Below are 23,992 nucleotides of genomic sequence, written 5' to 3'. Positions count from 1 at the left end.
AAACAGGGGTCCAAAATTATTATTTAGGGGGTTAGAAAAAATGCACATGGAACTACATAAGTGCTTGGGCTAATTTTATAGGTAACCTTGATGAAGCGAATTCTGAGATCCTTGTCGCGAGTATCAAATCTGAAGGCCACTAAAAATTAAAAATCTGAAACATTCCATTGAACCCTGTCGGGAACATTCCATTTATTCAGACTTTTAATTTTGTTTTTCACTCATTATTCTATTTTCATCACACTTCAAAAACATTTCCCTACCGCTTTGCTATCGGTCAATACTTTTTCAGCTAAAAATAAAATACTTTCGGAAAAAGTGCCAAGGCTTTGCCCGCGCTCAAAAAAATTGCAGATTTAAAAAAGCAATAGATCTAAAATATTCTGGTTCCCGCCATTTATTTAGACCTATTGCTTTTATTTTTCACTCCCTAAACTATTTTCTTTACGTTTCAAAACCATTTCCCTGTCGCTCTGCTTTCGGTCAATTATTTTTCAACTAAAAATAATTTAGGTTCGGAAAAAAATTAAATCGCAATTTTTCTTGCCACTTCTTTGCCCGAGCTCTTCCACAATTTCATCTATTGTAATTTGAAAGCTTTAGCAGCTAATAGCTCTTCAACTGCTCCAAAATTGAATTTCTCTTTTGTTTGAAAAATTTTCCACGTACTGGAAAGTTGTCGATAGCGTTTTATACCAGTCCAAAACGTATAACTCATCTACTTTTCTTTCATCCCATTTCTGGTGTTTTTCTGTATGCAAAATTAAAAATGGAAGTCTTCCTAAAAAAATAAATTTGGGAATCCATCAATATTTCATCTTCGATTAATTAAATATTGACGAACCCACCTACACCCTTCGGGCAAATTCATTTCCAGCTTTCACGTTGCTTCAGTTTTAGCCATCATTCCTTTTTTAAAATCATTTAGCAAAGAAAAAGACACCTCAATTATACGAATAAAGATAAAAGCAGTGAGTTCTTTGACATTTTTGAAAGCCTTTAAAACCCCATAAAGAATAGCTCTTTCCAGTCCGCTATAAAATCTTTCAGTTTAAAAAAAACAAGTCCTCATTACCAAATAAATAACTAAACAAGTTTATAACTAAATAAATAATTAAATATTATGAATGCAACAGCCCCAAAAACCCAAAGTTCAAAAAGTAAAAAAAATCAGATTTCTAAAAAAGGTGAAGATAAATTTATCTCTAGAATTATTGAGAATTTAGACAATGTAAAGGCCCAGGATTGGGAACTTTACACCAATTATAAGTTTCAGGCACCTCGCAACCTTTTCAGCCAAAACGCCTACAAAGGTTTTAATTTACTCGCTTTGTATATTGACACTTTAACCAATGGTTTCACCAGTAGTTTATATGCAACATTCAACGCAATTTCAAAAGCAGGCGGTAGACTTAAAAAAGGTTCAAAGGGAGTAGTGATTGAATTCTTCACTTTTGTTTACAAGGATCAGGAGACTTCAAAAATTTATTCACTGGAACAAGTAAAAAAAATGGTTCCTGCAGATCTTGAAAACCTGGTAAAAATACCCGTTGTCAGAAATTATGTGGTTTTCAACTCTAATCAAATTGAAAATCTGGAGGAATTGAATCTAAGTATCGCAATAGATGAACCGGAAGAACTTGATTTTGTGGAGCGCGAGAACTGCGAGAAATTTATTCAGCAACTTACCGAAAAAGCATCTTTAAAAATTAAATACATCAAGACGGCGCACGGCAGTTATTCGCCAACTTTAGACCAAATCAAAATGCCTTTAAAACAGTATTTCATTTCAGAAGAGAAATTTTATACCACTTTGTTTCATGAAATAATTCACTGGACCGGCCACGAAAATAGACTGAACAGAAATTTATTTGAAGGCTTTAATAACAAAGAAAAATATTCCTTTGAGGAACTAATTGCAGAAATGGGATCAATGTTATTAGCGCTACAATTTGGGATTACGGATGAACTTTTAAACTCGATCCGCTATCTTAAAGGTTGGTCCGATGTCAATAAAGAAAACCGGATTGAAAACATTAAAACGGCGTTCATCCAATCCAAAAGAGCCAAGAAATATCTCGAACAATTTTAATTCTAAACCCCTTACCAACGTGAGGGGTTTTTGCGTTCCGCAAAAAAATAAAAAAGATAGCAATGTGAGGTTTTGCTAATACCCATTCCTAATAGCACGGAATCAATTTGCAACTCTCCAGGCTAATTTGTAATTTGTCCTTTTTGAATGATGTTTTTTCCGACTATCGCCGCAGCGGCAGTGAGCTAATTTTGCGTGAAAATGTTGGGTAAGGTAAGGAAAGCAAGAGGGAACGCGTCTATTAAAGACAACGTTCAGATAATCAGACGATTATTATTTATTTATTTGTTTTTTGTTATACCAAATTGTATAAAAGTTAAGATTAAATATCTGGTATAGAGTAAAGTAACGATAAAAAATGTTAGATAAATGAGTAAACGTAATACAATGATGCGTGTTTCGCTGCAGAATAGCGAGAACATGAAAATCCTGAAAAATGAATTGAAACTGCCCAGCTATGATGAAGTAATTTCACACCTTATTGAAGTAAATATGAAAGGGAATTCCGAGGTTAATTCTCTATTGGAATTGAAGAAATCTTTGGAAATGGGCTTGGCTTCAAATGAAAAAAGAACTGAGGCTGTCCACAAAAGATTGGGTCATTTGGATAAGTTCTATTTCACCAAAATTCTGGATACGCATAACCTGCTTAAGGAGTTTTTAGCAATTAATTTGAAGAAGGAAAGGAGCACTCTGGAGCATGAAGATGCTGGCGGGGTTATCGGGCAATTTTCGGGAGAAGAACACAAAAAGCTTGAGAAAGAACTTGGGGAAGTTTGGGAAAGTCATCGGGAAATGGAGCGTATTAATGAATCTTTGAATGCACAAATCAATAACATTAAAAATAGATTCAAATTCGAAAGTGGAGCTTTTTCTAAAAATTATAAAGCCGTTTTATCGGTGCAGGATTATGAAGAAATTTTTAAGTGATGCATATTTCATTTACAAGACATGATCCGGATATTTCACAAAGTTGTAAAGCAGTAACCGAATATTTGGATAAGGAAAACTCTTCCCGTGAGAAGGAATATGAAATTTTTGTAGAGGATTTCGAAAATCAGGCACTCACCGGTTTTGATGAGCAGGTGGAACAGCAGAATCTTTTTTTCAGTCAGGGTAAGGATGGTGAACAAGTGTTTCTGGATCAGAATTCTGCTACGGATCTCATTGATGCTAATATATCTTCCCGCGCAAAAGAGAGGGAGAGCAAATTTTTTATTTTAAATATCTCGCCCAGCAAAGATGAATTGGAACATCTGAATGGTATCGTGGTAATGGAGTTGAAAGCTGCCGGAATAGGAGAAAAAGAAACGCAACTTTTGCAGCAGACGGATCAGGGGCAAAAGCAACTGGAGATTATGCGAAATGATCTGATGCACCAATGTCTGCGGGAATACGCCAATGACGTAATGAAAGATTATGCAGAAAACTTTAATCGTTATGTCTATAACAGTCCACAAAATTTGCCGACACAGAAGGAAGAACAATATATCAACAAGGAAACGAAGACAGCGCTTGCCGAACGCGGTATTGATAAAAAAGATCCTGTTTATGCGGAAGCATATCGGGAAACTCGTGAGAAACTCGCTGCTAACTTGGGCCGGGATCTTAGCGTGCGAAAAATGACCGCGAAAGATATGGTGTGGGTGGCAAAAGTGGAAGAAAAAAGAACCTATAAAGGCAATGATAAATGGGTTATCGAGAACAGAAAAATTAAGCGCGAAATTAAAAAACTTGAAAGTGCTCAGCACCCCGACGCCTCAAAGATTGAACAGTTAAAATCTGAATTGCACAAAGATCGGGCAACAGGTGAAATTGTTCGGGAAGGGCTTAAAAAAGGCGGTCAGCAATATCACATCCATGTTGTTGTTTCACGGTATGATAACTGTCCAAATGCGCGCTACAAAGGTTCAATTTCACCTTTGGCGCATCACCGCAACTCGAAGATGGCGGATAAGACAGCTCAGGTTGGTTTTAACCGTGATACTTTCTTTAAAAAGGCTGAGCGAAGTTTTGATCAAAGATTTCAGTACCATCGTCAGTACAGCTATGAGAAATTTAATGAGCAGAAGAAGATGCGTACCGGAAAAAAGGAAAGGATAGCCAAAGTAAGTGGCAAAGCACTTTCTGTCCTGGGCCAACCTGTTACCAAAGAACTTTATAGCAAGAGTGGAGTGGAAGAACTGCATAAGTTAAGTTTAAGAAATACGGTAAGTCGTGAGCTGGGGTTTCGTGTTCCTCTAACAGTTCCTAAAACTCCATTACAACTTGCGGCCAAAACATTACGTTCAATTATATCCAAGATTAATGATACTTCAAAAGGGTATTAGCTATGAAAATTTTAGATCTTACGTTGCGCAATTGGTTCATTCTACTTGCCGCAGTTTCAATACTTACATTTCTCCTTACGATTATCTTTAAGGCCCGAAGCAAAGTCCTTAAATTCGTTTTTCTCACCGTAATAGGGTTTTTGACCCTGATAGGAGCACAAATGCTTAATTATAAAATTATAGGTCTCTATTTGCTCCTACCCAGCATAATCTGCAGTAGCCTAATTTATTTATGGATCTATGAGAAATCTGCAGATCCTGTTTGGGATGTTGAATTTAAGACCAGCCAGGGCAAAAGGATTATCCGGGGAATACAGCGTGGTGTTGCAGTATTTGGTGCCGCAGGATCCGGGAAAACGATTTCTGTGCTGTATAATATCTTACAGCATTTTGGCAAAGCCGGCTTCGCTGGAATTATTTATGATTTTAAAGATGGCGAACTTACTGAGCTGGCCACAGCTATTTTTGAAGACAGACTAAAAGTGGTCGCAATTCACAATCCAAACATCAGCTATCGGGTAAATCCCATTGCACCGGAATATATTACGGGAGAGAAAGATGTCAATCAGCTGGTGAAAGTACTGATGGATAACCTCATTAAAAGCGGAGCAGGAAAAGGCGACGACTTTTTCAAAGATAGTGCGTCGTCTTTATTATCGGGCGTCATTCTAAAATTTTGGTTTGATCATCGTGATATTTGTACACTTCCGCATGTAACTGCTTTTATCTTAGGCGTTGATTTTAGTCTGCAAAATGATAGCAACTTAGAAAATAATGCTCAGGAGGAATTTGCAAAACTAAAGCATTTTTTAAATGCAAACGAACGTGTTGCTATTCAAGCCAGCACTTTTATTCTGGGGTTGGCTTCGGCGAGGCAAACGGCTTCTGTCATTTCTACCTTAGCTAACGGTTTACGAAAGATGGCTTTTCCCGAAGCTTTTTATGTGTTGAGCGGCAATGATCTTGATTTTAATGTAAATGCTGCTGAAATCAACTCTGTAGTTTCGGTCTTGAATGAGCCTAAATCGGCCGAATTTTTAAGTCCCGCAAATGCGGCTATAATTCATTCCATTACCAAACAAATGATGGTCCGAAACCGCAAGCCAAGCTTTATCATGCTGGATGAAGCTCCAACCCTGCAACTCTTAAATATGGCGCAGATTCCGGCAACTATGCGAAGTTTTGGGGTAGCTGTAGTTTATTGCGCACAGGATTTTGTGCAAGGGGTCGTGCAATATGGGCGTGACGGTTTCCGTGAAATTGTGGCTAACCTTTCCACACAGTTTTTCGGTAAATCCAATGATTCTGAAACCTCGAAGTTTTATGAAAGTTATTTTGAGTTGGTCAATATTAAAACCAAATCGATATCGCGTAAAGGCAGTGAGGGGAATCTACTTTCCTGGGGCGAAAGTTCTACCACTACCGGAGAACGAGAAGTACATAAACATCGAGCAAGTGAATTCAATCGGCTTTCGGTAGGACAGTTTGCTTTTCTTTCTGATGGTAAAAATGAAATCGTCAATATCAACCACCCACAAATCATTTCTCGAAAAATTGAAAATCAACGGGTAATTACTACAAAAATGCTTGATAATCATTTTAAAAAGATAATGGTGGAGGCCAGATCTCTGCTCTAGCTTAACATAATTGCCCCTTCAAAAAGTAGTGTATATTGGGAAAAAGTTTTTATATTTGGTCTATAAGATATCGCTTATGGACAATCAGAAATTAAAACTCTCCGGTTTCTTGACGTTATTTTATACTTTGGCTTCTGCCCAAAGTATTAACCTGAAAGGACCTGCCCAACAGTTGGCAAACGAAATTAAAGGCATTTTCCCCTATGTCGCCGTCAGCATTTTCATTGTAGTTATTTTCGTCAATCTTGGTCACTTTGTAAAAGACAATGGTGATTGGAAAAAAGGCGTCACCAACATTGTGATTTTTGCTGCTATACTAGGCGCAGTCGTTGGACTTGTAAATTACGTGGGAAGTATCAGTGTCTAAAAAGAAGTAATTGTGGCACCATGCGGAAGGTAAAAAATTTAAAAGGTTACCGCCAAAAACCCACTATTTACGGACTTAATACGACAGGCTTTATCATTACTACGATTATCTCGGTTTTGGCACTGCTCAGTTTTCTGGGCGGAATTACCGTGCAGAAAGTGGTTTTGGTAACTGCTGTTATTGCCGTGACTTATTTTACGTCACTTCTTCTGGCCAATAACAAGTCCATCAACGAGTGGCTTTTTGACGAGAATTTGCCCCAAAAGTTTTCCAATGATGAATAATCTGTTTTTACATATCGAAAACAATGCGGTCGTAGGGACTAATGGTGCCTATGCGATGGGTTATGAAGTGCAGCTCACTGAGAAATATTCTTTGGGGCAGGAAGATTATCAAACCATTAATGATTTGTGGAATCGTGCTTTAAAAGATATGCCTTCCGGTTCCATTTTCCTTAAACAGGATATTTTTCATGAAGCCAAATTTGAAACCGGTCAGCTGCCCGATCAAAACTATTTACAGCGCGAAACCAAGAAGTATTTCCACGGACGACCTTTTCTTGCGCACAAATGTTTTCTTTTTTTAATCCTGCCGGCCGGTGACACTTTTACTACGAAAATAACCAATCCTTTTAAGCGCTTGAATAAAAAGAAATTTGAGCGTTTTGATGATCGAATAAATTCCTTCAAAAACACCGTTGAACAGGCCATCAACTTTCTGCAGGGAGGAAGGATCAATACAGGGAAGGCTTTCCAGATTCGTGCACTGCGGGCAAAGGAAATGAAGGAGTATTACGACTACTACTTTAATAATTTTCAAAGTGAGTTCGTGACAGACAGAATTTTAAAGGGTGGATATATTCAGATTGGAGACCGGCTGCTGGGAGCGGTTTGTACGCGGGATGAAGAGCATCTTCCGGAAACGTTGCCGGAACTTCAAACCGATAAAAACTTCAGTACCGCAAAGTATAAGTTCTTTCAAAATATCGGGGATCTGCTCAGTTTTGAACTTCCTTTTGATCATGTCTACAATCAGATTATTTATTTTGAAGATAATCAGAAGCAGTTGGCAGAGCTTCGGCGGCGGCATGATCTGCTGAAGAAATCAGCCACGTTTGATCCACAGAATAAAGTGAATGCCGGGAAACTGGAAAACTTAATTGACGAGATTGCTTCTGATATTGACAGTGAAAGAATTGTACGGACTCACATCAACGTTCTTTTCTACGGCGACAGTGAAGAAGAAATTAAAAGCCGGCGAAACCAAATCACAGAAAAGTTTAAGTCAGTTGACATCAAATCCCGGCAGCCGATAGGCAATTTCCTGAACTCTGTCTATTGCAATTCCTTCTACCTGTTTTCCGGAAACTTCTCGGATAAACAAATGTTCTATGGAAATTTAAGCCTGGCAACTTTATTTATCAATAACTGCACGAACTATAAAAATGACGCGCGGGGTGTTCTGCTTAATTCACGCATTGCAAATATTCCCGTGGTGGTGGATACCTGGGATGAAGAGAAGCGCTACGTAAGAGCGCGCAACTTTATGATCTTTGCGCCTACCGGCTATGGAAAATCGTTTTTTGCCAACCACTTGTTCCGGCAGTATTATGAAGAAAATGCACGGATGGTATTGGTAGATCTTGGTGGCTCCTACCGTAAACTGGCAGCCTTGTACCCAGATGATACGGCGTTCATTCATTATCGGGAAGGCACCGCCATTGGGTTTAATCCTTTCGATCTCCAAGGTGATGCGCTCACCGCTTCCAAAATCGAAGATCTGACTGAGTTTTTGATAACCCATTATAAGAGAGATTCTAAAGCCTCTGAAAACGAAAAGACTGCCCTGCGAAAAATTATTGAAGGTTATTATTTACAAGGAGGAGAACAAAGCCTTTTGCAATTCATCAGCGCAGTGCGCGAGCACAAAGAAACGCTTCTGGATGAGCTTAACATCCGAAAGGAATTTTTTAATATCGAAGAGTTTCTTTTTGCCATGAGTGAATTCGAGCCTGGAGGAATTTATGATTTTCTCTATGCCGATGAAAGTAACGAAAATCTGTTCCGCCTAAAGGATAAAAAGATTATTGTTTTTGAACTTGATGAAGTGAAAGACAATCCACTCCTGCTGGCCATCATGCTGCAACTTATTTCCTCTGTCATCCATGAAACGGTGTGGAAAGATAAATCTACGCGTGGGTATATTTTCTTTGATGAAGTGGCCAAGCAATTTAAATTCAAAGGCGTTCTGGAAAAAATTGAATATTTCTTCCAAGCGGTCCGAAAGCAAAACGGTGCCATTGGTATTGTACTTCAGGCCGTAAGCCAACTACCGGAAACGGGTGAATTCGGTCAGATCGCAAAAACGATCATCGAGAATACACAAGTCCTATATGTTCTGCATGCAAAGGATTACATTGCCCTGCAGCAGCGCTTTGGAATGAGTGATCATGCCTTTCATCAAATGAGTTCGCTTACCTCGGATTTTGAGGGTAAAAATAAATATTCAGAAATTTTTGTGATGCGCGGAAACCAACATCAGGTGTATCGCCTGGAAGTTCCGGAAAAAGTTTTTTGGGCCTATCAGACGGAAGGCGCTCAAAACCAAGAATTGATGAATCTGTATGAAGAAGTTGGAGACATGGAAACAGCAATTAATCAATACATCAAAATCAATTAAAATGAAAAAAATTTTTTTTGCCTTAAGTCTGATGATAGGATCCTATACTTTCGCCCAAATGGCGGTTGTGGATGCTGGCGCGAATCATCAAATGGCCAAACAAATAACGCAGTCAGCCGCGCAGATCAAACAGCTGGAAAAGTCTTATCAACTGATGAAAGACGCCCAGGAAAAATACCGTCAGGTAAATGGCTATGTACAGCAGATGGGTCAGCTGCTGAACATTATAAATCTGCAAAAGCAGGCAGTTAACAATTCAAACAAAATTTTGCAGAAAGCGCGAAAAGGAAAGTTTGATGTGAGCAGCATTGAAGCACAACTGTCCCAGATCTCAGGGAGTATCAAAACCGTTCAGGCTTTATTGAATAACGGAATGTTTAATATGAGTGACAGTGAACGGATTACCCTGCTCGAGAATGAATATGATAAAGTAAAAAGTGCAAACGCAAAAATCAGTGTAAAGCTCATAAAACTTTCTTATTAATGGATTATTCCTGGCTTACAGAACTGAATCAAGTCATTTCACAAAACCGGATTTTTTCCTTTACCATTATTGGAGCCAAATCGCTGGCAATGGTCTTATTGATGTTTAAAGTAATCGGGAATTTTCTACAGACCGGTGAAAATTCGGAGGCACCAAAAATAGGAGGTATTATCAGCATCATTGGTTATGGGCTTTTAATTATTGGAAGCGACTGGGTAGTAAACGCTATAGAAACTATGTTTTCTTCCGTAGATGTATCCGTAGCAGCCCAAAAACCCTTGCAGGATGACGGTTTAAAAAAGTATTTACTGGAACTGGATAAGATTGCGGATCAATACAGCGGCTTGGATTATATCGGGTTCTATTTGTCATTAATCCCGCTTTATCTCACCACCGGCCTGATGACTTTCACAAAGCAAATTCTGGAAGTATTGGACATGGCCGTAGTTGGAATGTATTTGATTCAAAGGGTGTTTCTGATCCAACTTTTCAAAGTCATTTTTCCCTTCGCTATTGCCCTGTCTACTACCAAAGGTTTTGAAGATATGTTTTCTCGCTGGGTGAAGATTTATATAGGACTTTTTGTGCTTGGCATCGGCTATACAGGGATTATGAAATTCTCTGAGATCATTTACAGTTTTGTGCAAGGCAAAGTCAATCTGCAGATGTCTGACATTGGATATGAAACCCATTTAGGAGTCATTTTCGCCTATACGGTGGGCGCATTACTACTGTCCTTTTTAGTGAAACTGGGTTTGTTTGCGATGGTAACAAAAGAAATCCGTGGATATTTTAGCTAAGATATGAAAACAGAAAAAGCAGAAATAACAGTAGGAAAAGATATTTACTCGGAACTCAAGAAGAACAGCCGGGTGGTTTGGGGCGTGGTGGCAGTCAGCGTTATTTCCATAGTCGCAATTCTCTATTTGGCTTTGGTCATTTACGCTGATAGTACGAGTAAGATCTTTACGATTAATAATCAGGGCGATCTTATTCCGCTCAGTCTGGTTTCGCAAAAGGCCGACAAAGTAAAAGTGATAAAGGCCAATGCCGATTACTTCACCAAGCAGTTTTACGATCTCGATCAGTATTCAATAAAAGAAAAGAAAGAAAATGTTTTGTGGCTAATAGGCGAACAACCGACCAAGTTGATCAAGGATAAGGATAACAAAGGATATTATTCCAATTTTCTTTCCATCAACGGGCTGGTGCAGAAATCGGAGATCGTCCCGAACAGTTGGAAAATCCTCGAGGTAGACGGAAATCCGACCGTCAGTTTTTCGGTGTTGGTCAAGAGAATCAACGGAGCTGCAGAAGATTTCTTCCAGGCAGATGTTCAACTGCGAATGACCAAGGTGAATATTAATTATCCCTATAATCCCTTTGGCTATTTGATCACGAATTTCACTGAAAATCTTTATCGGGTAAATAAACCGACGGACGAAGCAGTAATTGTACAAGACAGTTTGAGAAGAGAAAACATTAACCCTACGATTGAAATAAAATGATGGAGAAGCTAAGGGAATTTTGGAATTATAAAAGCGGCGAAGAGCGACGGAAGATTGTGGTGTACAGTATAGCAAGTGTGACCGCAGTTTTATTACTTGGTGGCGTATATTTTATTAACAATGGAGAGCGTATTCAACAGGTCGATGAAATATCAAATCCTGATGCGAAAGAAGCACAGAGATACAACAGCCGCACTGAAGCTAACCAGCTTGCTAGAAAAGACAGCAGCGGCCTGAATACGGCACTGGATAATCTTTTTGGAAGCTCGGGACCTACCTCGAAAACGGAAGATGATCAAGTGACTGCGGATGCTGTAGGATATACAGAGCCGGTTTACACAGAACCCAACTATTCGCGAAGCGCGCCAAGCTACGGCGCGGAGAATAGTTATAACAGCCACTCTACGTACGGTGACTACTCCATGTGGCAGACTGAGGAGCCAAAAAACAATTCTATCGGCTACACCGAAATCCGAAATGTTCCGACAAAAAGTTCAAGTCCTCTAAGAAATAAAAAAGAGATGATGGATTATGCAGAGCCAGTGTACTCTTTTCCCGAGAGCACCATCAAGGCGGAGCAGGGAATTGCAAACGGCAAACAGATCCGTGCCAAGTTGCTTTCAAAAGGTTATTTTCAACCGGGACGCACCTTATCCTTCGTGCTGCTGGAACCTACGGAGATAAGCGGCATTAAAGCGCCAAAAGGACAAATAGTGACTGGAGTGGCAATGGAGCAAAATAACCGCCTGACGGTCAATTTTTCTACAATTAAAATTAAAAACAAAATCATCCCTGCTAAACTGAAACTGTTTGGATCCGACGGCATGAGCGGACTTCCAATTGCGGGTGGAAGTCAAGACACTGGAATGGACGTAGAGAGTCGCATCCTAAGCGAATCAAGCCGTATACCGGTGGTGGGTGGAATTGTTGGAAATATTTCGGGTGTCGTAGGAAAACAGCCAGATAACCGGATTCTACTTACTTCAAATACAGAATGTATCATCGTTAATTATAATTAGTATGAGAAAACACCTAATAATCATATTTTCAGTCCTAAGCGTTCTCGCTTATTCTCAGCAAAGTAAGCGTAAGGTTGCTAAAAAACCTGCTAAAAAGACATTGAATAAAACTGCTGTTTCTAACTCTGGTAAAGCTATGAAATTCGTGGAGGCCAAACCCGAAATGGGCGAAGAGACCGAAATGCAATATGCAGAAGCACCTGCGGAACATGAAGCTATAGCACAACGGCTCTTGAAAAAATCCGGTTGGATCCGAAACCGGAACTCGTCAGTAGTGCGTGGTATCGAAGGCTATATAAAAGGAGTATATGTGGGCAGCGGAAAAGTTTACGTTTTGATCGAAGTATTGAACAGGACGAATATTAACTACGATGTGGAAAGTGTGTCTTTTATTACAAGCCCTATCCAGGTGACGAACCGCCAGATCGAGGCGGAAGAGAAAGTATTTACTCCGGTATATTCGATACAGCCTGAAAACATTGCAAAGAAATCCAGTCAGAAATTGATTTATGTTTTTGACAAGTTTACCATTGCGGACAATAAAAATCTCCTGTTCATCATGACAGAAGTTGATGGTGAGCGAACGCTTTCGCTGGACATTAAACCCAAATACATTGTAGGAGCTGAATATGTTAAATAGATTATAAAAAGAGTAAAAATGAAGAGAAATGCTTTAGTACTGTTCGCGCTGTGCTTTTGTGTAATGATACAGGCACAGGGCAGAAGAAAAAATCAGTCTGCAGTCCATGGGGAATATGGATACATGCTGAACAAAGATGATCAGAAAGGAGGCTTTATGGCTAAAGTTGGTTACAGTAAAGTTTTTGGCGATAAGGGATTACTTGGGAAAGCCGAAGCTTTTTATCAGGATTATGAAGTCACCTATCTGGATGATCAGCTCCTACCCTATCAGAAATATGGATTAAACGTGAATGCAGGCTACAGTTATGAAGGATTGGCACCAGTATATTTGAACGGCTGGCTTGGAGGCTATGCCGCCTATGAGACAATAAATAACGGAAATACAAGGGACCCAAAATATAATGCTGAATTTTCAGTACCGATAGAAAACTTTGTCTATGGTCTCTCCGGCAGTGCTGAAATTGAGTTTGCTTTTGCGCGCCGCTTCTCGCTGCTGGCTAACTATACCCAGTTTTATGATTTAAAGAGTGATTTTTCAAAATCAAATTTTGCCCTTTTTGGCGGTGTTAAATTTTATATCAATTAAATCTTAAATTATGAGAAATTTTATAGCAATCATATTTAGTGCTCTGTTATTAATGGTGGTAATGAATTCCTGCCGCGAGGACGGGGAATGGGGTAATAATGAAGGCGGACAGTTTGGCTTTAGTATTGAGCGGGACAAAGACTTTATAGAAAAAGCAGTTGGGGAAGAAAATCAGCTTAAATTTAATATTATTCCCAAATATGACTTTGGTGCTGTGAAGACCGTTTTTAAGTTTACGACTAATTTAAATGGGGTTTTAAAGCTCAATGATGAAGTTTTAAAGCAAAATCAAGAATACAGCTTCACCTCAGAGAAGAATACCTTTCAGTATACCGGTAATATCAGCGGTGTTCACGAGTTAAAAATCAGTGTAAAAAATGATAAAGGCGCCGCGGGGGAAGAAGTTTTCTCGCTGCCGTATGCAATTTCGGAATTTACGCACACATTTAATGGTGGCACGGGACCGATATTTCAAGGTGAAGAGACAGCCTATCTAATGAAGATCATTCCCGGATCCGGCCAGCCCACCACAGGGTATCAAATTAAATTCAATACCTACCCGGGTGAAGTTAAATTAAATGGCATTTCGGCTTCGTTAGACCAGTGGTATCCACTTAATAATATTGAAAGCTTTACCACCTCTCTTACAACGCATAAAGCGGGTCAGGATAAACTCACCTACTCGATCCGTAACAGCACGATCACCAAGGATTATGAGATCCAGCAAAACGTTCAAGCTCGTACTATTACCATCGAAAGCTTAAATTACAGTCCGGCAGATATTGCTGTAAACAGCCAAGTTCAGATCTCCGGGATTGTCAATAAGTCTCCATCCAATACAAATACAACTATTCAATATAAAACCTGGATTTCTTCTGCTTCCAACTCTAATCTAAATGGCATCCAAAATACCAATAATGCGTACGTTACCTATGCGCTAGGAACAAACGGGTCTTTGTTATTAAACATATCTGCGCTTGCAGCGGGAATTTACACCTATAATATGCAGGTTAAAGATGAGTTTGGAAATGAAAGCGAGGTGAAAAGTTTTGAAATTAGCGTAACCGCTCCTATATATTTTGACGACAGTATAAATAAAGAAGGTACTTTAAAAATGAAAATTCCGGCTCCAGTTGGTGGATGGAAGGTTTACCAACAAGGATTTAGCAGAAAATTTAGAATTCTTACAGGAGGTATTGCTTCGGTCAAATCCATAACTTACGAATTAAATTACGATGTTACCACCCTAAGTTCGGCCCAGCATGTCACACGAAGTTACATGGAGAATATTGCTCCTGGTACGAAGATTTTTGAGAGAAATCACGAAGTATGGCAAACCTTGGGAGATTTAGTAGCTCACTTGCCCGGTGCTAATGTAAATGTTATTAATCCGACTATGAAGATTACGGCCGTGGCCAATACCGGTGATACCGCCAGTGTAACGATAGTCCCGGAGCTGGAATACACGATCAATTAGCTTAAAGTCCCGCTGGAGCGGGACTTTACTTTCCGGGAGTATAGCCATAGAATATGTTACCTGCAGTGTTTTTTGAATTGCTTTACATATTATTGAAATTTGTGCTCATTAAGATTCATACTGTATGTTTTATTTGCAATCCTACTTATTAAGTTTATGAATTGTATTGGGAAATCTGTTAATAATACGACTGAATCATTTTCAGGTTGAGAATAATTTTGAAATGCTGAACTTTTTAAAAGGACATTTTTTCGGTTATTTCTACAAATCAACACTGCATCTTTATAAAGATAGTAATCCACAATTGATTTCAAAGTTATTTCTTTTGTAGTATTTTGATTATCTTTAAAAATTAATCTCTTATTTGTGATGTATACTTGTCCGATTCCAATTGGTACTAAATCTTTTACATCGTTTGCAGAATAAGAAAGATTACCCATTCTTAATGGTCCATAGTTAACTCTAACTCCTGAATAATTTATGTTTCTTCGAACGGTTTTTTCTTCAAGATAATAAATACTATAAAAGAAATCGGAAAATAAAACCTCATTTTCTTTTAAAATAATTTTGTGCTTATCAAAAGCATCTTCTTCAATCCAAATTTTATCATTTGCAAGTGAATCTCTTTTCGAAACTTCCAAAAAATACGCTGTATACAGATCTCTTGCCTTTTCATCAGTGAAGCCAAGGTAATTATTTATTTTTGCGGAGTCTTTTGAATATGCAATTTCTTTTGGAACTCCGACATGAGTCATAAATTCAAATGCATGATAACTTTCGCCATTATCAAAAAGGAGTTTTGCTTTTTTCAAAATATCTTTCGCTTGTGGATTTCTTTCTCTTTCTATAAGTTTTAGAAAGTATTGATTGTTTAAATCATTTATTTTTGATTCATCATCCATAATTTTATCTTTTGAAGATTTAGATGGTAGAATAATTACAAAAAGCAGAATTGCAACTACAATGATAATTGGAACAGTCATAAATGTGTATTTTAATTAAAATTTCGATTGATTTATTAATTTCTTTTAATTCAATTTTAATATTATCAAAATTTTTTCTCATTTCTTCAAATATTTTCAGTCGAAAATCATCTGGAGCATTTTTTGATAAATAAATTTGCAGATTTCCAATAAATTTATCTAAGTTCATAATATTGTCATTAAGTTCTTGAAGTGAAGCAATGGAATAAGTAACCACATTTTGAGTATAACCATTGTTGGTTAATTTTGGTTTTCTCAACTCGAAATTGTTCACATTTCCTAATGCATCACCAGCAAAGAAAGTTCCATGAGCCAACTCATTTCTAATTTCAATTGCCTTAATAAATTGTTTTCTAAATATCTCTATCAATTTTGAGACTTCAGGATTGTCGTAAATATTGGTTGTTTTTAAAATACTTTTAAATTTTGAAATTAGTGGACTTGCGGTTAGACCTTCAAGTAATATGTCTATCCGTTTATCCTCAATTTTGAACATGCAATCGTTGGTACAAATTTTTCTGATAATATTACACATTTGAAAGTTGATACTTTCAAAATGTATTATAGATTTTCCATATTCTAAGTAAAATTTGTGCATTCACTTCTTGTTAAGGCGTGTTTTTTGTCAACATTGCTGGTAACGGTTTCGGGCTTTGCGTTCGGGCGGGTTTCGGAGCACAAAGTTTCAATTTATTACTAAAGTTTATTAGAAGCACAAGGCTCCAAGTTTGCACGTCACCCCGCCTGACGCAAAACCCGTGTTATAGGGCGTTTTTCTCATTCGGCTCGTATTTTTCTCTTACTTGGTCTGCCCAAACTGCAACATAATTATCTGCCCAATTTTCTCTTTTTTGTTCTGTAGCCTTGCTCCAATATCGTTTATAAAAACTGTCGATAGAGTGTCCGATTTCGTGAATTAATAAGCTCTCCAAATAATACTGTTTTATCTTTTCTTCCGTCCACTTTAAAAACCAACCATTTTCGTCCTCTTTCAATTCTGTCGTAAAGTCTTTATAATAGTTTAGAACTTTCTTTAACGGTTTGTTCTTTCCTAATCTCATTTTGTTGTCTTTTGGAAATGGATTAAGAACAATTAGGTAAACTCCGCTTCCACAAATAAATGAACCTTGAAAAGTTTTTCCATCCAAATAGTCCGCCTTTTTGATTTTTTGAAGCCAAACGTGTGTTAAGTGGTCTGTGTGGTCTTTTGGAAGTCGGTTAAGCATTTCTTTTACTTCGTTCACTGTCACAGGGAAATAAAAGTCCCGTGAAGGATTGTCTAAAATGAAAATTGGTGTTTCTTGTCCTTCGTTTGGGGCAGTCAAGTTGTGTTTTCTATTAAAAATATTGTCCGCCAGTTTGGGTCTTTTGCGTCCACCCATTACGTCACCGAATTTTCGGTTTTTTTTCCAAGCTGTATGTTTTCTTGTCTGCACGGTGTCGTTTTTTAAAATGCCCTATAACTCTCAAATATATGCAACTTCTGACATTAAGAATCGTTTTTTAGTGATTTAATAATCAAATCAATATCCGTTTATAAACGTTTATAAACAGATAAGTAATGGTAGTAAATATTCAAATTGCGCAATTGTGGTCAAAATGAAATTAAAATAGTTTTACATTTCTTTCACATACACAAGACTCCCGGCTGGAATCACTTCACTTACAAACTGTGGATTCGCAAACTTTAAAAGGGAATAATCAAATATTTTAGCCAACTTGCGGAAAGTAGTCGTCTTTTCTATCCTGATCATCTTTAAATCAAAAAAATTATATCTGAAATACTGTGGCTTCATTTGATGTTCTTTGTAGAAGTTGAAAAGATAATTTACAGCAACGAAACTTGGGACATACGCCTGCGTTTCTTTTGGCAGATATTTCCGTAATTTCCAGTAGTCTCGTGTTCCTGCCAGGCGAATAGCTTTATTCAAGTTTCCAGGTCCGCAATTGTATGCTGATATGGCCAGGTTCCAGTCTTTATACATTTTGTACAGATCCCGCAGGTACCGGGCGCCTGCATCGGCATTGCTTACAGGATCATAAAAGGTATTGATATATGGGGTTTTTCTCAGACCATACTGCGCGCCGGTTGCTGGCATAAACTGCCACAAGCCGCTGGCTCCCGCCCTGCTGCCTGCCCTGGGATTCAGGGCGCTTTCTACCACAGCCAAATATTTCAGTTCGCGTGGTACACCGTACCGATCCAGTTTGCTTTCAAACAAAGGAAAATAATAAGCGGAAAGCCCCACTACCTTGGGATACCACCGGTAGCTTAAAAACTTTTTGACATAGGTATAGGTAATGTCATTATAATCGATATTGAGCGCTGTATTGGCGTTGAGAAAGGCGAAACGGTTCCGGTATGTAGAAAGATCGAGTTTAGAATTAAAGTGTTCGCTGCCGGAGCTGAGTGAGGACAACTGAACTAAATACTGCTGATCAATTTTAATAAAGTACTCCCCTTCTTCAGTTTGAATAGTGTTTTGTGATTTTAATTTGCTGCTTGCAGACGATAAAATGACCAAACACCCCAGAAAAATGTTTTTCATTTCATAAATTTAAATAAGAAAATCAAATTACTGAATATTTTTTTACCTTTAATCCGGATTTGCAAAATGAAGAAAGTATTTAAATCAACAAAGGAAAACTACACACGAACAATTTTTCAAATCTGGCTTCGTGATTTCTACACCATAATTAGAACAGTCAGAGATGAGTTTAAAAATTCGAAAAATTTTCGGTATTAAGGAAAATCTACAGGAGTTTACCAAATACATTGGTTGTAATCCGAAAGGGATCTATTACATTGAAAGCAACACTATCGAAAATAAACATGTCCGGTATTTTTTATTTCTGCGTAAGAAAGGCTATAATATCAACGATATTATGGACAGAATTATTGAAGAGGAACATAAAAATACCAATAAATCTTCTGCTTTAAAATCAAAACTTCTTTAATTAACTTTTCAATTCCAAAGTTTTATCTATTATTTCAATAGATAACGAATAAAATTTATTCCCTGCAGATTTCCATCTAAACTTTATGATTGTTTTTTTCGACTATTATTTTTAACATTAAATTTGAGATATCATTTTACTAATTCATAATCAAAAGAAATCAGTAAATATTTCAGAAATTACATCACTGATTAATCCTAAAATCGGTTATACTATAGTTTAATTCAGAGATGCAAAATCGTAGAAAAATACTATAGTTTGCTTTCAAAATACTGTAGAACATTTTTTTCCAGACTTTGTCATAGAATATGTTAGCTGTAGTTCTTTTAATACTCAATTCTTAATGAGTCGATTCCAAATTCCGATTTTGGTAAGAGAAACTCAGTTTTTTCTTTTGTAAATTTAAATTTTGAATTAAAACCTAAACTCTTTAGTTCACTTTCAATTGGTGATGATTTAGCACCTAATTCAGATTGAAATAAATTTCCATTAATAATTTTGAAAGCCTTTTCTCCGGTTGAAATTGGGGTCCCAACGTAATTATTATCATAATTTATTGACAAAAACTTATAGGATTTTGCATTTGGAAAATATATGATTTTACAGTTTGATTTTTCTTTATCCCAGTATTCTTTTTGATCAAATATTTTAATTTCATTATCCAATTTTCCATTCGCATAAATTTTTACAGGAATTGCTTTGCCAATATTTCTTGCATCGCGAAAAAAATATTTTATTAGAATAATATTTTCTGCGAAATAAAATATAGTAATTCCAAAAATTAAAATAAAAAAAATTAAAAGTTTCTTTGGAATCTTCATTTAGCAATTTGTTGGTGAGAATTACAGCTAACGTTTGGGTATTTCTGTTGGCGGGGACTTTTTATAACTAGTTTTTGTAAATATAACAAATTGAACAATTAGCGAAAATCTTGATGATAGGAACTTCCGACCCGCTAATAGAAATACTTTGTTAGCAGAAGTTTTTTTTAATTCAAGAATACTGAAAGAATAAGTAGAAATAGTAAAAATGTTATATAAATATAACTTGTTCCTCCTTTTTTAGCGATATATTCTTTCTGTTTTTCAATTTCAGAATATTTCTTTTCAGCATTTTTTAGTGTTCTATTCGTTTTTTTGATATATAAATTATTTCCAATAATTCCTAAAGTTATTAACAAAACAATTGTAACAGAAAAATTCACAACTTTTGTTTGCTCCATTCCAATAAGTTTTGTTAAAACTACATTTTCAAAAATTGTTTCCAAATAATAAAAAATGAAAATGATAAAAAATTCCAGATACATTTTTCTATATAGAAACCAAAACACACCAAATATTAAAGCGGAATAATTAAATCTCCATTTTTTTCCTTGCTCATAGTATTTTAGTTGCTCCTGATAATAAGAATTACTTTTTTGAAAGAAGGTTTCGTAAAGTTGAATTTTGTCCATTAAATTATTTAGTGATATTTCGTTAAATTTTATCTAGTTTCGATTTAATGAAAATGTTGTTTAAAATTTCTGCTAACGGTTGGGTATTTCTGCAAACGGGGATAAATATACCATAATTTTATACTTGCCGGAAATTAAATTTTACGTAAAAATCTTCGATGAAAACTTCCGCCCCGTTTGTATAAATACCGTGTTGTAAGCAGCGGCATTTTCTCCAAAACATATTCTCAACAACAGGGGAGACCCGAAATTATTAAAGTGCTGTCCAGAAGATTACCGTCCGCGCCGTTGCTGACAACGGTTTGGTATTTCTGCAAACGGGGATAAATATAGCAAAATTTTATACTTGCCGGAAATTAAATTTTACGCAAAAATCTTCGATGAAAACTTCCGCCCCGTTTGTATAAATACCGTGTTGTAAGCAGCGGCAATTTCTCAAAAACATATTCCCAACGAAAGGGGAGATCTGCAATTTTTAAAGTGCTGTCGAGAAGATCACCGTCCGCGCCGTTGCTGACAACGGTTGGGTATTTCTGTTGGCGGGGACTTTTTATAACAAGTCTTGGTAAATATAACAAAAAGAACAATTAGCGAAAATCTTGATGATAGGAACTTCCGACCCGCTAATAGAAATACCGTGTTAGCGGTAGTTGTTTCTAATCTCAAAGTTCTTTAAAAATTTCCTTTCGAGTGCGATTTTAGATTTTTTTAGATAGAGTAAAGGAGAAAATAAAAATGCTTCTAATGCTATGAAAATTAATAGAAATTTAATTGCAAAATTTAAATTCATTTTTTCAAACGGAAATTCAGAAATATTAAATATAATAATTGTTAATAGAATTGTATTTGTAATAATAGGATACATTTTCATCCAATAATATCCGAATTTTAATGGCGAAATTTCATATTCTACATCTGTGAATTTTCCCTCCTTTTTGAATTCTCCACTAATTAAAAATGGCGTGAGAAGAAGATTTGCGTTTTTTGTAATATAGAATTCATGTTTTTCTAATCGTCCGTAAAAAATTTTATTCGAAAAATTAATTGACAATAGTGCTAATGGAGATCCTTTAAGAAGTGGATTTCCATCGACAGTTAAATCAGTTAATTTATTTTTAAATTCGATGACATTTAATTCTGATACCATATTTTTACAATTACCGCTAACGTTTTGGCGCTTGGCGAAGAAGCGGATTTCGAAGCACTAAACTGTCTGCCAGTACCGAACTTGATACGAAGCACAAAGCTTCATGTAAGCACTGAACCCGCTTTTTTGCCAAACGCCTGTTACCAGTTGTTTTTCTATTTCTCATTATTCTTGATTTTTTGTTTCATCTGTTGTCCGTATAAATACAATTGTGGCATGAATAACAAAAACAAAAATAAGTATCGTGAATTAAAACCTTTCATTATTATAAAAGTGGTCACAAGAATTGTCGCTAATACAAGTATAACTGTGTTAATTCGATATGCTGCTTTTATGTATCCCTTGTCAGCCCATTCATCCCAACTGTCAATTTCTCTTACATCATTTTTTTTCGTTAAAATGCTGAGTTGATAAATGAATTTGTTTGCGTCTTTTACTTGAACTTTTGCATTATTAATTTTTATACTCCTGTCAGCAGTTATTATCTTTCTCAATAATTGTCCGCTGTCAATTACAATAGTTTTAATGTCAATGATGTTTAAAGGTTCTATTTCGTCATAGTTAAATATTAGTTTTCTTGTCCATCTGAATTTTAATTGTTCATCGTCAATAGATACCGTTAAATGTCCAACAACAAAGTAATAAACCGTCAAAAGATAAACAGCGAAAAGCAATAGTCCTATAAATATGTTGTTTAATTCAGCACCTAAAATAATAAGTCCAATTAATGCAATTGGTGATAAAAAGAGTCCAACTAATACTCTTGATTGTCTGAAAATGGTCAACTCAAATTTCTGCATTGTCGGCTTTCTAAAATTACTGGTAACGGTTGGGTATTTCTGTTGGCGGGGACTTTTTATAACAAGTCTTTGTAAATATAACTTATTGAACAATTAGCGAAAATAGTCATGATAGGAACTTCTGCCCCGCTAATAGAAATACCGTGTTAACTGCAGACTTTTTAATTTACAGAATCTTTTACAAAAAAATAATTCTCTCCAATCTTATTTGAACTCTTAGAAATTTCACGTTCAGTAAATACTGCGGTAAAATATTTCATATTCTTGGTTAAATCTGTCGAAAAAAAGTAATAATTTTTGTTATTTCGTTTTAGTTCAATATTTTGTTTGGTAATTATTTTCAAATTTTTATCTTGAAATGCATATATAAAATTCACTATCAATTTGTTTTCGAAATTAAATGTAATTGGAGTGTAAAAATTATAAGTGATTTTTTTGTTTTCTATATTTTTGTTGAAAAACTTACTTTTAAGCGTGTCAAGTTTATTATCCTGAAAGGATTTAATTTGATTTTTAAAGTTTTTTTCTCCATTAAAATGAAATTGAATTTCATATAACTTCTCGTTTGTATTTAAATCTGTAAGTTTCCACCAATCTAATTGCTCGCTGTCTTTGCTACTTAATTTGCCTTGTAATTCATATTTTTTATTTCTGTAAATTACATATTGAATAGAATCGTTAATGTGTTTTATAGAAACTTTTTTGTAAAGATTGGTATTAAATAAGTTATTAAGAATTTCAATGTCATAAAGATTCATTTCATCTTTAACCTTTTGTTTCTTTTTCGTACAATTAGTAACAGAAAAAAGTAATAACATCAGAATAATTAATCTTAGTTTCATAAACGAAATAGTGGTTAGTTTGCAGTTAACGGTTTGGTATTTCTGCAAACGGGGATAAATATACCAAAATTTTATACTTGCCGGAAATTAAATTTTACGCAAAAATCTTCGATGAAAACTTCCGCCCCGTTTGTATAAATACCGTGTTGTAAGCAGCGGCAATTTCTCCAAAACATATTCTCAACGAAAGGGTAGACCTGAAATTATTAAAGTGCTGTCGGGAAGATCACCGTCCGCGCCGTTGCTGACAACGGTTGGGTATTTCTGCAGGCGGGCTAAAAATACGAAAACTTTCTACTTGCTAAAAAATTGATTAATCGCGAAAATCTTCGATGAAAACTTCATACCCGCTTGTAGAAATACCTTGTTAGTTGCAGGCGTAATTGCCAATTTTTGTATGTATTATTTCAAAATTTATTTTTAATAAAATTAATAAAATCACAAAATAAATTGCTATTAATTTCATTAATTTCCATTTTACCTTCTATAACTTCAAGTTTCCTGTTCGGAATTATAAATGGTGAAGCACTGCTATAAAAAAGCAATGAATAAAATATATATCTTACAAGAAAAATGTAAAATATAATATTTACGTTCGAGAAGTCAAAAATATTTCCAATGTTCTTTTTTTCCTGTAAACATTTGTAAGAGCAGTAAAGTAGAATAAATATGTTGAATACAAGTAAAACATTATTTATTTCTTGAGATAAATTTGGAATAAGTCCTTCAAAAAAGCTAAAAATAAATCCTAAAAAAAGTGAATAAATAAAAAAATAACTTGCCCATTTTAGCTCGATATTAAATTTTTCTTTAACATTTTCATTTTCGATTTGCATATTTTGAATTGACATTGTATAGTGAATTTTAAAGTCTCGTTTGTGAACGCTTGCAACTAACGGTTCGGGTATTGCCGAAGTGGCGGATTATTAGTACAAAAGCTCAATAGAACTACTGCTGTTGAACCTTGCACAAATGTTTCATTGTAGCA

General features: G+C 36.0%; 25 protein-coding genes. 15 read left to right on the top strand and 10 right to left on the bottom strand.

Annotated features, from left to right (window positions below; genetic code table 11):
• The first annotated feature begins 1,123 nt into the window (after positions 1 to 1,123).
• The 14 genes from H562_RS0100130 (at position 1,124) to H562_RS0100060 (ending at position 14,821) form a co-directional block, all read left to right on the top strand.
• Positions 1,124 to 2,092, top strand: a complete 969-nt coding sequence (locus tag H562_RS0100130; protein WP_027375661.1) for a zincin-like metallopeptidase domain-containing protein — start codon at positions 1,124 to 1,126, stop codon at positions 2,090 to 2,092.
• A 369-nt stretch (positions 2,093 to 2,461) separates the two neighbouring features.
• The gene (locus H562_RS0100120) at positions 2,462 to 3,022 is read left to right on the top strand and encodes a hypothetical protein (RefSeq protein WP_156831932.1); all 561 of its coding nucleotides are present in this window, start codon (positions 2,462 to 2,464) and stop codon (positions 3,020 to 3,022) included.
• Positions 3,022 to 4,422, top strand: a complete 1,401-nt coding sequence (locus H562_RS0100115) for a DUF5712 family protein (RefSeq protein WP_027375659.1) — start codon at positions 3,022 to 3,024, stop codon at positions 4,420 to 4,422. The genes H562_RS0100120 and H562_RS0100115 overlap by 1 nt, the downstream gene beginning before the upstream one ends.
• Positions 4,423 to 4,424: 2 nt before the next feature.
• Positions 4,425 to 6,059 carry a type IV secretory system conjugative DNA transfer family protein gene (locus H562_RS0100110; RefSeq protein WP_084466278.1) on the top strand — a complete coding sequence of 545 codons (1,635 nt, stop codon included), beginning with the start codon at positions 4,425 to 4,427 and terminating at the stop codon, positions 6,057 to 6,059.
• 76 nt (positions 6,060 to 6,135) lie between these two features.
• Positions 6,136 to 6,426 carry a hypothetical protein gene (locus H562_RS14365; RefSeq protein ID WP_051190337.1) on the top strand — a complete coding sequence of 97 codons (291 nt, stop codon included), beginning with the start codon at positions 6,136 to 6,138 and terminating at the stop codon, positions 6,424 to 6,426.
• Positions 6,427 to 6,446: 20 nt separating this feature from the next.
• Positions 6,447 to 6,710: a hypothetical protein gene (locus H562_RS0100100; RefSeq protein ID WP_027375657.1), complete on the top strand. Its 264-nt coding sequence runs from the start codon at positions 6,447 to 6,449 to the stop codon at positions 6,708 to 6,710.
• Positions 6,700 to 9,105, top strand: coding sequence for a TraG family conjugative transposon ATPase (locus H562_RS0100095; protein WP_084466277.1), 2,406 nt, complete (start codon positions 6,700 to 6,702; stop codon positions 9,103 to 9,105). The genes H562_RS0100100 and H562_RS0100095 overlap by 11 nt, the downstream gene beginning before the upstream one ends.
• 1 nt (position 9,106) lies before the next feature.
• Positions 9,107 to 9,589, top strand: coding sequence for a Sec20 domain-containing protein (locus H562_RS0100090; RefSeq protein ID WP_034690249.1), 483 nt, complete (start codon positions 9,107 to 9,109; stop codon positions 9,587 to 9,589).
• Positions 9,589 to 10,389, top strand: coding sequence for a hypothetical protein (locus H562_RS0100085; protein WP_027375654.1), 801 nt, complete (start codon positions 9,589 to 9,591; stop codon positions 10,387 to 10,389). Before H562_RS0100090 ends, H562_RS0100085 begins: the two co-directional genes overlap by 1 nt.
• Before the next feature lie 3 nt (positions 10,390 to 10,392).
• Positions 10,393 to 11,097, top strand: a complete 705-nt coding sequence (locus H562_RS0100080; protein WP_027375653.1) for a hypothetical protein — start codon at positions 10,393 to 10,395, stop codon at positions 11,095 to 11,097.
• Complete coding sequence (gene traM / locus H562_RS0100075) at positions 11,094 to 12,116, top strand: conjugative transposon protein TraM (protein WP_027375652.1); 1,023 nt, start codon at positions 11,094 to 11,096, stop codon at positions 12,114 to 12,116. Before H562_RS0100080 ends, traM begins: the two co-directional genes overlap by 4 nt.
• 1 nt (position 12,117) lies before the next feature.
• Positions 12,118 to 12,756: a DUF4138 domain-containing protein gene (locus tag H562_RS0100070; RefSeq protein WP_084466276.1), complete on the top strand. Its 639-nt coding sequence runs from the start codon at positions 12,118 to 12,120 to the stop codon at positions 12,754 to 12,756.
• 18 nt (positions 12,757 to 12,774) lie between these two features.
• The gene (locus H562_RS0100065) at positions 12,775 to 13,344 is read left to right on the top strand and encodes a hypothetical protein (protein WP_156831929.1); all 570 of its coding nucleotides are present in this window, start codon (positions 12,775 to 12,777) and stop codon (positions 13,342 to 13,344) included.
• 10 nt (positions 13,345 to 13,354) lie between these two features.
• Positions 13,355 to 14,821: a hypothetical protein gene (locus H562_RS0100060; protein ID WP_156831928.1), complete on the top strand. Its 1,467-nt coding sequence runs from the start codon at positions 13,355 to 13,357 to the stop codon at positions 14,819 to 14,821.
• Positions 14,822 to 14,910: 89 nt separating this feature from the next.
• Here H562_RS0100060 and H562_RS0100055 read toward each other — a convergent pair whose 3' ends face one another.
• The 4 genes from H562_RS0100055 to H562_RS14355 all read right to left on the bottom strand — a co-directional run bounded on the left by H562_RS0100055 (position 14,911) and on the right by H562_RS14355 (position 18,353).
• Positions 14,911 to 15,804 (bottom strand): hypothetical protein, encoded by an 894-nt coding sequence (locus H562_RS0100055; RefSeq protein ID WP_027375648.1) that lies wholly within the window; start codon positions 15,802 to 15,804, stop codon positions 14,911 to 14,913.
• Positions 15,743 to 16,300: a hypothetical protein gene (locus H562_RS0100050; protein ID WP_027375647.1), complete on the bottom strand. Its 558-nt coding sequence runs from the start codon at positions 16,298 to 16,300 to the stop codon at positions 15,743 to 15,745. Before H562_RS0100050 ends, H562_RS0100055 begins: the two co-directional genes overlap by 62 nt.
• A 265-nt stretch (positions 16,301 to 16,565) precedes the next feature.
• Positions 16,566 to 17,240: a hypothetical protein gene (locus H562_RS14360; protein ID WP_034690243.1), complete on the bottom strand. Its 675-nt coding sequence runs from the start codon at positions 17,238 to 17,240 to the stop codon at positions 16,566 to 16,568.
• Between the two features lie 180 nt (positions 17,241 to 17,420).
• Positions 17,421 to 18,353: a lytic transglycosylase domain-containing protein gene (locus tag H562_RS14355; RefSeq protein WP_051190336.1), complete on the bottom strand. Its 933-nt coding sequence runs from the start codon at positions 18,351 to 18,353 to the stop codon at positions 17,421 to 17,423.
• 163 nt (positions 18,354 to 18,516) lie between these two features.
• On the opposite strand from H562_RS14355, the gene H562_RS0100035 reads away from it, so the two are divergent.
• A complete protein-coding gene (locus H562_RS0100035) occupies positions 18,517 to 18,762 on the top strand; it encodes a hypothetical protein (protein ID WP_027375646.1) in 246 nt (81 codons plus the stop codon).
• A gap of 326 nt (positions 18,763 to 19,088) precedes the next feature.
• Here H562_RS0100035 and H562_RS0100030 read toward each other — a convergent pair whose 3' ends face one another.
• The 6 genes from H562_RS0100030 to H562_RS0100005 all read right to left on the bottom strand — a co-directional run bounded on the left by H562_RS0100030 (position 19,089) and on the right by H562_RS0100005 (position 23,855).
• Complete coding sequence (locus tag H562_RS0100030; protein WP_027375645.1) at positions 19,089 to 19,583, bottom strand: hypothetical protein; 495 nt, start codon at positions 19,581 to 19,583, stop codon at positions 19,089 to 19,091.
• A gap of 167 nt (positions 19,584 to 19,750) precedes the next feature.
• Positions 19,751 to 20,215 carry a DUF2628 domain-containing protein gene (locus H562_RS0100025; RefSeq protein WP_027375644.1) on the bottom strand — a complete coding sequence of 155 codons (465 nt, stop codon included), beginning with the start codon at positions 20,213 to 20,215 and terminating at the stop codon, positions 19,751 to 19,753.
• Positions 20,216 to 20,855: 640 nt separating this feature from the next.
• Positions 20,856 to 21,362 (bottom strand): hypothetical protein, encoded by a 507-nt coding sequence (locus H562_RS0100020; RefSeq protein WP_027375643.1) that lies wholly within the window; start codon positions 21,360 to 21,362, stop codon positions 20,856 to 20,858.
• Positions 21,363 to 21,517: 155 nt separating this feature from the next.
• The gene (locus H562_RS0100015; protein WP_027375642.1) at positions 21,518 to 22,162 is read right to left on the bottom strand and encodes a hypothetical protein; all 645 of its coding nucleotides are present in this window, start codon (positions 22,160 to 22,162) and stop codon (positions 21,518 to 21,520) included.
• A 161-nt stretch (positions 22,163 to 22,323) separates the two neighbouring features.
• Positions 22,324 to 23,004: a hypothetical protein gene (locus tag H562_RS0100010; RefSeq protein ID WP_156831927.1), complete on the bottom strand. Its 681-nt coding sequence runs from the start codon at positions 23,002 to 23,004 to the stop codon at positions 22,324 to 22,326.
• Between the two features lie 407 nt (positions 23,005 to 23,411).
• A complete protein-coding gene (locus tag H562_RS0100005) occupies positions 23,412 to 23,855 on the bottom strand; it encodes a hypothetical protein (RefSeq protein WP_027375640.1) in 444 nt (147 codons plus the stop codon).
• Between the last annotated feature and the right edge of the window lie 137 nt (positions 23,856 to 23,992).

Origin of the sequence: Kaistella palustris DSM 21579, assembly GCF_000422265.1 — a bacterium.
GTDB classification, from domain to species: Bacteria; Bacteroidota; Bacteroidia; order Flavobacteriales; family Weeksellaceae; genus Kaistella; species Kaistella palustris.
This window is presented reverse-complemented; position numbering and strand designations above follow the sequence as displayed.